Raw genomic sequence first — 14,280 nt, forward strand, 5'->3', positions numbered from 1 at the left:
GATCTCTACTAACTCTAGAAATATACCAGAAAAAATGAAATCTCAATTATCTTCTACGAAGTTTTACAAGCGTTGGTTTAACCACAAATCCTGGTTAAACAGGGCTTCTAAATGCACAGCCTTAGTTAGAGGCGGTTTTAATTATTTCCCCGTTCAAAGTCTGCCAGATGTTAATATCCAGCTACCTTTATCTACTCACCGCCACTTTTGGTCGGGACTGCACAAAGACAAACACTTACTGCAATTTTTGCGCGAGGCAATACCAACAGATGGTGTCTTTTTTGATATCGGTGCAAATGTCGGTCTTTACAGTACAACTATGTGGTTGGCTAAAGATGAAAAGATTAAAATCTCTGCATTTGAACCCATTTCTTCTACAGTTGCTGAGCTTCGTAAAACCTTTGCCTTAAATAAGGTAGATGCTCGTATCGAATCCGTAGCTCTTTCCAGTGAAGCTGGAGAATTAGTTCTCTCTGCTTATGAGCAGGGTGCAAACAATTTTTGGATCAAGAATCCTGAAGGAAATAACTCTCCAACCATTTCCGTACCTAAAATGCGTCTAGATGATTGGTGTGTTCGAAATCCGGATTGGATTCCTAATGCTATGAAAATCGATGTAGAAGGTCACGAACTGGAAGTTCTCAAGGGAGCACAGCAAATCTTAAAGACTCATAAACCAGCCCTTGTCGTCGAATGTCATTGTGCATCATGGGCAGATTTAGAAATTTCCCCGACAGAATTTATCAAATTTATCCATTCCCTCGGTTACGCAAAACTACATGATGCTTACGGACGTACCATTAATTTTGAAACTCAAGCATCTACTATTCATTTACTCTGTTCCCCTTAATTGCATTAAAATATAGAGTTTCTCGAATAAATTAAATGTGGTAAGATCTAGAGATTAGTTTGATCACTCGATTAGAACATGAAAGCTTATTCCATAGATTTACTACAAAAAATCATAGATTTCTATCAAATAGAAAAGATTTCTAAATCTGATCTAGCCTTACGCTTTGGAATCTCGCTTTTGTCAGTAAACTTGTAAGGTAGTATCGAGAAACAGGATAAGTCGCACCAAAGCCTTTTAGGGGAAGGATCAAACTGACATTGTAACTGAAAAATCTAAAAATTCTTGCAGAATTAATACAAAATAACAATGACGCTATCTGATAGGAAGTCTGCGATCTACTTAAAGAAAAAACAGGAATTGCAATTAGTCTAGCCACCATGATGAGGATGACTAAAAAGCTAAATTTTACCTGAAAAAAGAAGACCATTCATCCAAGCGAAAAGGAAAGTAGTAGAATCCAAAAGCTCATAGTAAACTTTAATGAGTTCAGAGTTAACTTTATGTTTTTTCAAGTTAAATAGTCTTGTAAAAAAGAAAAAGAGATAGAAGAAACTGTCCTTAAAAGGGAGGAAAAATGTTTCCAGTATAGGGACAATTAGTCAGAAAAGTATTCTATTTTCTCTTAACCTCCTAGGGGCAGCAGATGGGTTAACCTTTGAAGAGTTTGTTGTCAATAAGCTAGTCCCAAAGCTTTGAAAAGGGGTTCATGTAATCGTCGAGAATAGTACCATCCATAAATGGAGAAGAAGTTAAAAAAGCAATTGAGAAAGTAAAAGTAGGAGCCAAACTGGTATTTTTCCCTCCTTACTATCCTGGGTTTAATCCGATTGAGAACTGCTGGTTTAAAGTGAAATCTAGTCTAAGGTCTCTGAAGCCCAAAACTTATCAAGAATTACAAGAAGCTATGGAAAAAGCTTTGTCGGCGGTTTCCGAAAAAGACCGGAAAAACTGGTTCATACATTGTTGTTGTGCTATTAAAGTTATTTGAGAAACACTATATGTGGTTTAAGCTCAATTTATTTCTTCGTCAACGCATCCCATATTTGCATAAGTTTCTCAAGGAAGCCTCTTTGCCTTGGCGTAAAGCAGGGGTTTATGCATTGCCAGTACCGGTTTCTATGGGCGGTGAAGTTTTTCTTTTGCATCCGTCTTTTATGACCCATGGTCAATGCGAACCACATGTGCAATCTTATTTAAGATCTATTCTGAAGCAGGGTGATGTAGTTCTTGATGTTGGAGCCAACTTTGGATTTCACACAATTTTGGCGTCTAGGCTGGTCGGCAGTACAGGCTGCGTTATGGCATTTGAGCCGTCTCCAGAAAATTTAAAGGTATTGAGATACCATTGTTATACTAATTTTATACGAAACGTCAAAATTTTCCCTGAAGCTGTAGGAAATGTCTCGAATTCCTCAGTTGATTTTGTCCTTGTCAATGGCGGAAAGCACTCTAGTAATTCTCTTACTATTACCGACGAAGTTCAGTATATATCGGAACACCAGAAGACAGTCATCCGCGTCCCAATGACCACAATAGATGCATACTGTGGTGCTGGTGGTATACGACCAAAACTAATCAAAATTGATGTTGAGGGAGCAGAGCTTTTTGTACTTGATGGCGCAAGGAAAGTCATTGCCCAGGATCGACCTATTATTCTCCTGGGTATTCATCCATTTTGGCTTGCAAAGGGTCAGACTCCCAGCGATATTGTTGATTTTTTTAATTCTTATGATTACTTGATTAACGACTTTGATGGAAATCTTGTTAATAAGCTTGATTATGGAGATTACGTTGCTACCCCGCGAAAAAGTTAAGCTGGTGAGTGCAGACATGACAAACTTATAAGCAAAACAATGTGACTTTCTTGATTCTCTTGATTGGAATTTCTGTGTAGTATGTTGACTCATCTAAAAAGATTAAATACGATTTGGCTTCATCCCTCAAATCGAGGCAACCGTCTTGGGGCTGTTTCAAGATCTGCCAGATGGTGGCTCGGACCTCAGAGAAGTGGGCGTACCATTGAAGTCGATGCATTTGGTTACAAAATGAAGCTTTATCCAGATGCATTCCAGACAAGGGGAATCATCTATTTCACTCCGTCTAAGGACTACGATATCACGCGATTCATTGAACGTTACCTTCGTCCTGGGGACTCGTTTATAGATATCGGTGCAAATATTGGCATTTATACATTACTTGCCTCTTCACTAGTAGGAAAAACTGGCAGTGTTCACGCATTTGAACCAGTCCCCCAAACTGTTAATCGATTACAAGAGAATGTTAATAGAAATGGACTGAGCCAGGTTGAAATTCATTCAATCGCATTAGGAGAAACTGATAGTGTAATCCAGTTCACCGTAGATTATGATGCTACCAACCATGTCATTTTATCTAATGACATTTCGATGCATAATTGTATTGAAGTCCCTTGTAAATGTCTAGATAATATAGTGGGAGAAAAAAATCATACTATGGCAAAAATTGATGTGGAGGGCTGGGAAATTCCCGTATTACGAGGAGCATACAATATGCTAGCTCGTCATAACCCACCTGTTTTAGTTCTTGAAATAAATGGCTCATTTTGCCGATATGGATTTGATTCTTTAGACGTAATCAAATATTTAGAAAAACTGGGCTATGATAGCGCTTTGTATGATGCTGACACTAATCAACTAACTTTTACGCGAGAAGTATGGGGTGATGTTTTCTTTATTAGTAATGAACATAAAAACTGGGTGCTTGAAAGAATTAATTAGATGTAAAATTTGTGACTAAATTTAAAGAATATCCTGCCAAAAAAATACTAATCGTCCTCACTTCCCTTTGTGCCGAGGGAACACCCGTGCTGGTTTTGGAAATGTGTCGCTGGTGGCACGATCGCGGCTTTCAACTCCTAGTAGTCACTCTCAATGCCACACCTACCGATCTGGCTCCAGAATTTCAACAACTGGGGATTCCAATAGAATGCCTTAACCTGCCCGATCGTGGCTATTGGCGCTACGGTCAGATGGTAACTGATTTTTACCGCCTCTCCCGGCAGTTTAAACCAGATGCCCTGCTTTCAATGCCCTTAGGGTGGCATACCTTTATCGCCTATGGAGCCTGTTTGGCTGGAGTGCGTCAGATAGCTGCTCATGTTGGTAATTACCCTCCCTATTGGACAGGCAGTACGTTTCGTAAATTTCGCTGGCAAATTCAACTAGGGCGTCCCGTGACTAAGAAGCTAATTTGCTGTAGCCATTATGTTCGCCAAGGTACGATCCAGCACTTCGGCGTCAGAGATTCTGAAAGCGTCACCGTTTATAATGGTTGTCCTGTTGAAAGGTTACTTGACCAAGTTGACTTAGGACGTCAGCAAAAACAGGGACGCCCCTTAAGGATTGGTATGGTTGCTCGCCTTGAAAAACATAAAGACCACCCTACACTGATTCGGGCTGCCCGATTGCTAAAAGAACGGAGGCTCGCTTTTAAAGTTCAGCTTATTGGTGAAGGTACCCGTCGCGCAGAATACGAAGCTCTGATCCGCGACCAGGATGTAGAAGATTGCGTTCAACTGCTAGGGATGCGTCGAGACATCCCTAATCTCCTGGAACAGATGGACGTCTTTGTATTTTCCGCCAAACCTGATGAAGGATTAGGCGTAGCTTTGATTGAAGCGATGGCTTCTGGTGTCCCTATTGTCGCTACGGCTGTCGGAGCCTGTCGCGAGGTATTGGAGGAAGGGAAGTTAGGTATTCTCGTTCCACCCCAAGACCCACAACAAATGGCAGAGGCGATTTGCCAGATTGCCAACCATCCGGAGACGGCACAAATCCGGGTGAATAAAGCCAAAGAAAGGGTGTTTCGTGATTTCACTATCGAAAAAATGGCGCACGAGTACGCTCGTCATCTGAACTTGGTGGTATGACAATCAGCAACCCAGGAGACAACCAAAAAGCAACGATTGTCCACGTCCTCAATGGTTTGGCTTTTGGTGGCAATGAAAATTTGTGTCTCCAACTGCTTCAGCACTCACCACCCAATGTAAACAAAATTCTCATTTATTTAGACCCACAGCGCCAGGACATGCTGCAACTATTCGAGCAGGTGCCAAATTTGCTGATTCTGGAGCAGCCTTATCAAAGAGATCAGCGGGTTAAATTTGTCTGGAGTCTCGCTCGGACTCTGAAAAAGCTTCAACCTCAAGCTATTCTCATCTATCCCTTTGGGGTTCATCTCTTTGTTAGCTTAGCTGCTCGTCTTGCTCAAATCCCCACAATTGCGGTACGGGCAGGCAATCCTGTTCCTGACGAACCCTCCATGCAGAGCAAGTGGAAAATACTTGTTATTCTTTCGCGACTATTAGGAACACCAATTCACCCCTGCTCTCATGCTGTCCAGCAGACTTTTCGGGCGTTAACCACACTGCCAAGAGGTTCTTTCCCAATCCCAAACGGCTGTGACGTGAGTGAGATCGCGGCACGGGCAAACATAAGCCGAGAAAATTGCCCTGCTAGGTCCGTTCAAGTAATCGGTATGGTGGCACGGTTGAATAAAATTAAGGATCACGAGACTTTAATCCAAGCTTTTGCACTGGTTCATGGCAAGTTTCCCAAAACTCAACTTTGGCTTATCGGTGATGGCGAAGAGAAAGAGCATTTGCAAAACCTAACCAATCATCTGAATCTACAAGAGGCTATTACTTTTTGGGGCAATCGCAAAGACATCCCGGAACTACTTGGACAAATGGATGTCTATGTCTTTAGTACAACCCAAAATGAAGGGTTTGGGATTGCTCTTGCCGAAGCTATGGCTGCCAGCTTACCTATAGTTGCCACTAATGTCCCTGCTTGTCACGAGGTACTTGGTGACGGTGAGGGTGGATTACTCATTCCCCCAAAGGCTCCTATGGAACTGGCTGAAGCTTTGGAAAAATTGCTCTGTTCCCCGGAGGAGAGAACTTACTGGAGACAACGAGCCTATAAATATGCGGTCACACATCATGGTATTCAACAGTGTGCTAAAAAATGGTATAAAATCCTCTTGAATGAAAAAATCTAGCTATATGGATGAAGTTAAAAGAATTCTAACTCTAGTTGGAGATCCAAACCAAGTTACAACCCGTGGAGGTCAGCCATTCTTTTTTCTCCAAGTCGGTAAGGAGATGGGATTTTTTACTTCTGGCTTAGAACTCAAACCTGAAAAGCTTCAAATTGAGCGTATTTTTTGGAATATATGGTCACTTTTAACCACTGGACAAAAAGGTGGATTTCAATATTCTGATTTTTTTTTAAACCGTCTAATCATGCAGGGAGAGTTGAGCGAACATAGTTTAGATTTGATAAGCTATTTTCCTTTACTTCCACCAGGAAAATGGACAAAAAATTGGAAGGTTAGTTATTACATAGATGCGACCCTGATGCAAAACTTTAAGGATTATGGTCTGGCATCTAAAATTTCTAAAAAAATTCAAAAAAAGGCACTAAAACAAGAGTGCAATCACTATTTATTGGCTCAACGAATTATATGTAGATCGCGGTGGGCTGCGACTTCTGTTATTAATGATTATGGTGTTTCTCCCAACAAAGTTCATGTGGTATTACCTGGTGCAAGCATTGATGAAAATATTATTAATAAGGTTGGAATGAATCCTTCTCCACCTCTAACTCCTCTTCGTCTTGGCTTCATTGGTATGGACTGGAAAAGGAAGAGATTACCCTTCCTTTTAAAAGTTGCAGAAGTGCTTGAAAAAAGAGGTATCTCTGTTGAAGTTGTTGTAATTGGACCAGATCGTCAGGATCTCCCAAGCCACCATTTAATGAAGCCTGTTGGCTTTATCAATAAGCAAAAGCAGATGGAGGAATTTATCAAGCTTGTGCAATCATTTCACTTTGGTTGCTTATTTTCCAGTGTCGAAGGACAAGGCCAGTCAATTTTAGAATCCTTGCGTTTAGGAGTACCCGTTTTAGGCGCTAATGCTAGTGGGATACCAGATGGAGTCCCGGAGGGTCTCGGTTTTCTCTTCGCACTAGACAGCCCACCAGCTGTAGTCGCAGACGTTCTGCAATTTCTTGTAGAAAATCCATCCATGTATTACAGCCTTCGGCAGCGAGTAACAGCCTGTGCTGAACAGTTCTCCTGGAAGAAAACTGTTATTAATTTTATTAACTTATGGCAAGGTTCTGAGAATTTTTTATATGACAAAATTGCTGCAAACTAGAAAATCCTCACTCCGTTTTGTGGTTATCCAAATGGGCGCACGGATGCACTATGCTGTACCAGCGCTACTAGAAAGAGCAGGAATGTTAGAACAGTTATACACAGATATATGTGGCAATCTGGGATCGACAATAGCTCTTCAATATCTCTGGCCAGAATCTATACGTCCTAAAGCAGTAAAACGCTTATTAGGCCGTAAACTCCCACCGGAAGTACCTCATTCTTCAGTTACTACCTGCGCTGGCACAGCTATATTAAACACTGTTTTGAAGAGATTTAATTCAACCGGGAAAACTATATTAAAACCCGTTGAGACTGAAGATAAAGTCAGGCAACAGGTACTTAAAGATCAATTTCTCAATGCTAATGCACTCTATACTCTTATTAATTCTGATATTGCAGTAGTTCGTAAAGCAAAAGAGTGTGGTTTGCTTGTCGTACATGAACAAATTCTCAATCCCAATGTTGGTCATATTATTAGAGAGGAACGCTCTGAATATCCTGGAATAGAAAAGCAGGACAGCCTTGAACTAATTGAGGAAGGCATACAAAGAGACCGCCAACAGTGGGCTATGTCAGACCTTATTTTAGCACCTTCTTCCTTTGTAAGTAAGGAAATTGTTAAAATGGGTGGTTCTCCCGAACGTATTGCTTTAGTTCCCTACGGAATTGATGAAGAATGGCTGGTTTATCAGCCAAATCCACAAAGAGGTCGCGTCCTATTTGTTGGAACTGTGGGACTACGAAAAGGGAATCACTATCTTGCAGAAGCCACAAGGATTCTCCAGAAACGAGGAGTCCAGTGTCAGGTTCGTGTTGTGGGTCCGTACGATCCAGAGGCAATAAAAAAACCAGAATTTCAAGGGCCAATTTATGTGGGTCAAGTTCCGCGAACTGAGGTAATGAAAGAATTTTTGAGTGCAGATATTTTTGTATTGCCAACCTTATCTGATAGTTTTGCATTGGTGCACTTGGAAGCACTAGCCTGCGGATTACCCGTTATAACAACACCTAACTGCGGCTCTGTTGTCCGCGATGGTATGGAAGGATTCATCGTTCCTATTAGGGATGCACAGACACTGGCTGACCGCATGGAACAGTTGCTAATCGATACACATATGCGTGAAAAAATGTCCCAAAAAGCTCGCGAACGTGCTCGGGAATTCACTTGGAAAAAGTATGGTGAACGTCTTATCAATGCTCTTAAAAACCTTGAAAATAAACTTAACTAAATGGGATTCGAGTTTTTTTTATTCCTAACCTTTTTAATCGCTCTAGTTACATTGGGCGGAATCATTATAGCTTATCGTAGAAGCCATGATTCTTTTCATCCGCTGATTTACTTAGGTTTAATGTTCTTTGCTCTTTATTGCTATATTCCCTTAGATCTCTTGTATTCCGATTTGGAGGGATTAAGGTCTTTTTTATCTATCGATCAACTAGAGTATGTTCAGGCTTTAAATCTTCTAGGTATCCTCAGTCTTTATGCAGGAGTTCTTTGCGGAGATGGTAGGATTAATCGTCTCGACTACTCCGGACAGTTATGGAGCTTGCCACCAGTAGTTTGTAAGCGAATTGACCGAGCTGCTATCATCTTGGGCGTCATTGGTGTTGTTTGTTATCTCTATGGAATAGTTAGTGTTGGTGGGATTACAGCGGCTTATGGTCGTTCATACGGTGGGGGCTGGTCTACTTCGGGCTATGCACGGGAAGCAATACTACTGACCCTACCAGCTCTACTATGGATCATGACAACTCACGTCCAACGCCGAATGTCAAAGCTTGATTGGGGGTGGATAACTCTGTTTACCCTGCCCCTATTGATACAGGGACTTTTGGGAGCACGACGGGGACCTACTGCAATGATTTTGGCAGCAGTCTTCATTGGTTGGCATCTTGTGAGATTACGTCGTCCGAGTCTCTCAAAACTAATCGCTGGTAGTATTGCCCTAGGAATGCTAATGCTTTTCCTGGTAACGAACCGTAGTCAAATTTACATCGGGTCAGACTTTAACTTTGAACGAGGGCTAAGTGATTCCTCTATTACTAAAGCCCATTCAGGAAATGAATTTATTTATGGTGGGGGGGTGATTCTGGATGCTGATATTCGGAATAGATATTTTTGGGGAGGACGCTATATTACCGTTTTCTTTATTCGACCGATTCCACGACAGCTATGGCCTTCTAAGTATCAAGATGCTGCTGATTTTTTTGGAATTCCTAATTTGGAAACATCAAATGCGGGTACTGGTGGAACAGCTTTAGCTGACACTGTTGGCTGGGCTGGTTCCGTAGGGGCAGCTCCAGGAATCGTAGCAGATATGTGGATTGAATTTTGGTGGTACTTTGTCATTGCTCTTTATGCGATCGGTTGGGTATATGGAATGTCATGGCGCAAAGTCATTATCAGTGGTGGGCTATGGATTCCTACTTACACCATTCTAACAGCACTCTCAGTCTATCTCATCATGCAAACCTTAGAGGCAATGGCATTTCGGTTTTTATTCACAAGTGCTGCTAACTGGTTGATTATGTACTATGGAACTCGAAATTTTTCCACAAGAAAAACTTTGAATCGAGGAAATTTTCTTCCGTGAAAAGCAGCAATAAAATAGCACTAATACATACTCAATTCGGCCCCTATCATTTTGCTCGTGCCAAAAATTTTATACAAAAATCTCCAGTACCTGTTCGACTCATCCAGTTGGCTTCGCAAGAGGCACAGCGAGAGTGGGTAGTTGATTTCGATACACCAGAGGTAATTACTGTAGCTAATGGAACTTTGGAAGCGTTTGCATCCAAGACTATTGTCCACAAGCTAGTTGAACACCTAAATAAAATTTCTCCTTCTCTAATTGCCGTTGCTGGCTACAGGCACCCTGCTATGCGTGCTGCAACTCGGTGGGCACGCCGTCACAACGTAGCCACAGTCTTACTGTCTGATTCCCAGTATCTCGACCGACCGCGCAATCCTGTGATAGAGAAATTGAAAAGTCTTTGGATACGTAAGAACTTTGATGCAGCTTTTGTTGCAGGAGCGAGCGCTAGTTTATATTTGAGCAATCTAGGTTTTCCACGAAACCGGATATGGCGTGGTTATGATGTCGTAGATAATAACTACTTTTTTAGTAATGCTGAAACTACTAGACAACAAGAAAAAGAGATACGGAAAAAGCTCAGTTTGTCAAAATATTATTTTTTATATGTGGGGCGGTTTTCACCAGAAAAAAACCTGCTGCGTTTATTAAAAGCTTATCAAGCTTACTGTCATAATGTTGAGCAGACAGCTTGGTCATTAGTATTAGTAGGAAGTGGACCCCAAGAGACGGAGTTAAAGACTAAAGCTACTGACTTAGGTTTGAAAAATGTTTTTTGGCTTGGCTTTAAACAGATAAATGAGTTACCCACTTATTACGCTCTAGCCTCTTCATTAATTCTTCCTAGTGTCAGTGAGCCGTGGGGTTTAGTTGTCAATGAAGCCATGGCTTGCGGCTTGCCAATTTTGATTTCAGATCGATGTGGTTGCGTACCAGATTTAGTTTTTCCTGGAATAAATGGCTATCTATTTGATGCCTTCGATGTAGATAGCATTGCTAGTGCAATGATTTCCATAAGTAGGCAGTCCAACGATCGGTGGAAGAAAATGCAGCACTCGTCTAGACAGATCATCGCTAACTATACTACAGAGCAGTGGAGTCAAGCCTTATTAGATGCTATTGAATCTACTTTGAACTCCTAGATTAAAAACGATCTACTACTAGCTCAAGGATATCCGTTGAAGAGGAATTTCAATAGAGAGTAATAAGAAAATGCAAGATTTCATTAATAAAGTCATCAAAGGAAATAAAGAAAAGCATCGAAAAACACGTTTTCATGATGAAAAAGGAAATTTAATCACCTTAGACAGATTTTTGTCTAACGGCCCAAAAGCCGCATTTACAAAAGCTCAAAGCATTATGTCTACTTCTATACTTGAAGTTCCGCAAATTCCCTATACGGCAGCTAAAACAATTCAAAAATACTTACATAAAAATAGTATAGTATTGGAATTTGGATCGGGAAGATCGACTATTTGGCTAGCAAAGCAATGTGCAACGATCTATAGTGTAGATGACAATGAATATTGGTTCAACCGAGTGCAAGAAAAACTCAAATTACTATCATTAAATAATGTTGTTTATGAATTTCGTCCTAGAATTCTTGACTATGTTAATTTTCCCAGTGATTACAACCTATCATTCGATCTTATCTTTATAGATGGTACATGGAGACAAAAATGTTTAGAAAACTCGATTAATCAGTTAAACCCAGGTGGAATAATTTATATAGATGATACTGACAAACACATTGCAGATATCAAACAAACAGAAAAATTGGTTAGAAATATAATTCATAAAAAAGGAGGTGAATTGATTGAGTTTACTGATTTTTCACCAGAGCAACTATTTGTGAAGCAGGGTATTCTTGCTAAAATTCCGTAGAGCAAAATTGGACTCTGGCTATGAAGATTTTAACAATCGCTCCCTATTTGGGTTCTACTTATGGTGGAATTTCTAAAATTGTCACCGAACTAGTGCAAACAATTGGCAATTTTGGTATTACTGTAGATCTGGTAGTAACTCATGCAAATGGATTTAATAACTTAGATGTTCCTCTACATGTTTGGATTCCTGAAAAAAATTATCGCGTACAGTATTTTTCTTGTTGGTATCACAATGATTTAATTATCAGTTCATCTCTAAGTAATTGGCTATTTCATCATGTGACTGATTATAATTTAGTGCATACTCATACTATTTTTGCCCCCCTGATTTCACTCACTCATTGGCTCTGTCAATTTCACCAAATTCCCTATATTGTAACTCCTCATGGAATGCTAGAGCCTTGGGCACTATCCTACAAAGCATGGAAGAAGCATCTTTACTACACTCTTATTGAAAAACAAGCTTTACAGCGAGCTAGCGCCATCCAAGGTACTGCGTCTTCTGAGGTAGATCATATTATGTCTCTTGGCTTTAAGCACACTATCAATATTCCTAATGGTCTTAATCTCAAAGAATTTGAAGTACTGACAGAACCACGAATTTTCTACCAAAATTTTCCAAATACTAAAAATAAAGTACTGATTCTATTTCTTGGGCGCATCGATCCTAAAAAAGGACTGGATTTACTTGCTCCTGCCTTTGCCAAAGTTCATAGTCAGTTTCCTCAGAGCCATTTAGTTATAGCAGGTCCAGACAGTATAGGCTTTCTTTCCACAGCTAAAAGCTACTTTGCTCGGGCAGGATGCTTTGATGCTGTGACTTTCACGGGAATGCTTTCAGGCAAATTAAAGTATGCTGCCCTTGCTGCCGCTAGCTTATATGTGGCACCTTCTTACTCCGAAGGCTTCAGTATGTCTGTATTAGAAGGCATGGCATCAGGACTGCCTTGTGTAATCACTAATGGTTGTAATTTCCCTGAAGCAGCAGGAGCTCAAGTAGCACATGTAGTGAATATTGATGCTAATGCGATTGCCTCTGCTTTGAGCCACTGCCTAGGCAATTCTCAAGAAGCTAAAGAAATGGGAGATCGCGCTCGCAAATTTATCTTTCAAAACTACACTTGGGAGCAAGCTGTACAAAAGCTACTAGAAGTTTATCAAACTATTCTTAAAAATAAAGAAATCAATAAAATACGACAAGCAATTATTAATAAAAAATCATTTGAATAAAATGCATAATAATCAATTTTGCTTACACATAGGTTCCGGATTAGTTGCACCCAAAGAGTGGATTAATATTGATGCTTCACCAAGTCTTTTGGTTGCTAAGATTCCAGTATTAGGTTCTCCTATTTTATCGGCTATAGGTGGACCAAAATGGCCAAATTCAGTCCATTATGGTGACATAGTAAAAGGTTTAAGAATTAGACAAGAAAGTTGCGAACTTATTTTTGCAGCTCACGTTCTTGAACATTTAACTTTATCTGACTTTCACCTTGCAATGAGCAATATTTATTCATACTTAAAGCCTGGAGGAATATTTCGCTCAATTGTACCTGACTTAGAGCAGTATGTGTCTTTATATCATTTTCATCAAAGAAATAATAGTATGTACAGTAAAGCGGCACATGAATTCATGAAAGAATCATCTATTGGATGCCAAGGAAGCAGAAGGAATCTTATCCAGCGACTTCGCCAGGCATTCTCTAATTCAAGACATCAATGGATGTGGGATGAGCCTTCACTTACAGAGGCCTTTGCTCAACATAGCTTTAGGAATATACGACGGTGTCATTATGGTGATTGGTCAGATGAGCGGTTTGCTTCTATTGAGAAAGAGAGCAATTACGTAAGTGCTATTTGTATTGAAGGAACTAAGTGATTAAAAAATGTCAATTTATACCAACTGCTGGCAAATTTTTATTTTATTGGTAATCTTGAGTGATAGCTTGGTATAGCTTGAGTACAAAATACAAATTTTAGTGTTATATATAAATAGACTATTAAAAGTACTAATGTACAAAAATCATCGAATACGGACACAGTCATTATGCTCAACCTCGATTTCATTGCCAAAATTATGGACGACCGTTTGTTGAGAATCCAACTCAACAGCCCATTGACAAAGCCACTCGTTAATTTATTGACAAATTGTTACTTGAGCGTTTGACTCTAGCCGCAATCTCAAATGGAAATGCTATTTTTTAAATAAATTATATTTTTTGCAAAATTTTATGTATATAAAGTAACTATATGCATTAATTTGAGGCAACCATTTTTGCTTGAAAAATAGCTTTCAGAGGTGTAGTATGCGTATGCATAAGCAGAAAAGATCTTGAGATTCAACACTTTTGCAGCTTACCATTCTCCTCGCTACCAAGAAATCGCGACTCTTGGCAGACGGATGGAAGGCGCAGGATTCCCAACACCCAATTTTCTCAAAAGCCATGAAAATACAGCTTTCCAGTGGATAGCTACCCGTTCGATCGCCCCCATCGCATTTTTAAGATGATAGGAATTCTAGACGAGTCAGTGTATATCTTGACTACCGTGCTGTGGATACTACCCACCTTTTTAGCTACTTTATCTGTTTAAATGCCGAAAAATTCAGAATTTTTAGGGAATGAGAGCTAACTTCAATTGGCTTCAAAAGTGGGCGATCCCCAGAAAATAAATAATTGCTAATACTGTTAAAATTATGACTAAATCCGGATTGTGCATAATTGAATAGAAAGATTGATTAGGT

At 40.0% G+C, this 14,280-nt stretch carries 13 protein-coding genes; all 13 read left to right on the plus strand.

The window, feature by feature from the left end:
* The first annotated feature begins 34 nt into the window (after positions 1–34).
* The 13 genes from JJD41_RS02190 to JJD41_RS02250 all read left to right on the plus strand — a co-directional run bounded on the left by JJD41_RS02190 (position 35) and on the right by JJD41_RS02250 (position 13,416).
* Entirely contained in the window at positions 35–850 is an 816-nt protein-coding gene (locus JJD41_RS02190; protein WP_200664513.1) for an FkbM family methyltransferase, read from the plus strand.
* 736 nt (positions 851–1,586) lie between these two features.
* The gene (locus JJD41_RS25605; protein ID WP_370583817.1) at positions 1,587–1,841 is read left to right on the plus strand and encodes a transposase; all 255 of its coding nucleotides are present in this window, start codon (positions 1,587–1,589) and stop codon (positions 1,839–1,841) included.
* A gap of 10 nt (positions 1,842–1,851) precedes the next feature.
* Positions 1,852–2,667: an FkbM family methyltransferase gene (locus JJD41_RS02200; protein WP_200664514.1), complete on the plus strand. Its 816-nt coding sequence runs from the start codon at positions 1,852–1,854 to the stop codon at positions 2,665–2,667.
* Positions 2,668–2,748: 81 nt separating this feature from the next.
* Positions 2,749–3,609 (plus strand): FkbM family methyltransferase, encoded by an 861-nt coding sequence (locus tag JJD41_RS02205; RefSeq protein WP_200664515.1) that lies wholly within the window; start codon positions 2,749–2,751, stop codon positions 3,607–3,609.
* 11 nt (positions 3,610–3,620) lie between these two features.
* Positions 3,621–4,760 carry a glycosyltransferase gene (locus tag JJD41_RS02210; RefSeq protein ID WP_200664516.1) on the plus strand — a complete coding sequence of 380 codons (1,140 nt, stop codon included), beginning with the start codon at positions 3,621–3,623 and terminating at the stop codon, positions 4,758–4,760.
* The gene (locus JJD41_RS02215) at positions 4,757–5,893 is read left to right on the plus strand and encodes a glycosyltransferase (RefSeq protein WP_200664517.1); all 1,137 of its coding nucleotides are present in this window, start codon (positions 4,757–4,759) and stop codon (positions 5,891–5,893) included. The genes JJD41_RS02210 and JJD41_RS02215 overlap by 4 nt, the downstream gene beginning before the upstream one ends.
* The gene (locus JJD41_RS02220; RefSeq protein ID WP_200664518.1) at positions 5,880–7,052 is read left to right on the plus strand and encodes a glycosyltransferase family 4 protein; all 1,173 of its coding nucleotides are present in this window, start codon (positions 5,880–5,882) and stop codon (positions 7,050–7,052) included. Before JJD41_RS02215 ends, JJD41_RS02220 begins: the two co-directional genes overlap by 14 nt.
* Positions 6,955–8,283 (plus strand): glycosyltransferase family 4 protein, encoded by a 1,329-nt coding sequence (locus tag JJD41_RS02225; RefSeq protein WP_200664519.1) that lies wholly within the window; start codon positions 6,955–6,957, stop codon positions 8,281–8,283. The genes JJD41_RS02220 and JJD41_RS02225 overlap by 98 nt, the downstream gene beginning before the upstream one ends.
* Positions 8,284–9,648 carry a hypothetical protein gene (locus JJD41_RS02230; protein WP_200664520.1) on the plus strand — a complete coding sequence of 455 codons (1,365 nt, stop codon included), beginning with the start codon at positions 8,284–8,286 and terminating at the stop codon, positions 9,646–9,648.
* Positions 9,645–10,790, plus strand: coding sequence for a glycosyltransferase family 4 protein (locus JJD41_RS02235; protein WP_200664521.1), 1,146 nt, complete (start codon positions 9,645–9,647; stop codon positions 10,788–10,790). The genes JJD41_RS02230 and JJD41_RS02235 overlap by 4 nt, the downstream gene beginning before the upstream one ends.
* A gap of 70 nt (positions 10,791–10,860) precedes the next feature.
* Positions 10,861–11,532, plus strand: a complete 672-nt coding sequence (locus tag JJD41_RS02240) for an O-methyltransferase (protein WP_200664522.1) — start codon at positions 10,861–10,863, stop codon at positions 11,530–11,532.
* Positions 11,533–11,552: 20 nt separating this feature from the next.
* Positions 11,553–12,764: a glycosyltransferase gene (locus JJD41_RS02245; protein ID WP_200664523.1), complete on the plus strand. Its 1,212-nt coding sequence runs from the start codon at positions 11,553–11,555 to the stop codon at positions 12,762–12,764.
* A gap of 1 nt (position 12,765) precedes the next feature.
* Positions 12,766–13,416, plus strand: a complete 651-nt coding sequence (locus tag JJD41_RS02250) for a class I SAM-dependent methyltransferase (protein ID WP_200664524.1) — start codon at positions 12,766–12,768, stop codon at positions 13,414–13,416.
* Positions 13,417–14,280: the final 864 nt, after the last annotated feature.

It is taken from the genome of Oxynema mangrovii CENA135 (assembly GCF_016632315.1).
In the GTDB taxonomy this organism is placed as follows: Bacteria; Cyanobacteriota; Cyanobacteriia; order Cyanobacteriales; family Laspinemataceae; genus Oxynema; species Oxynema aestuarii.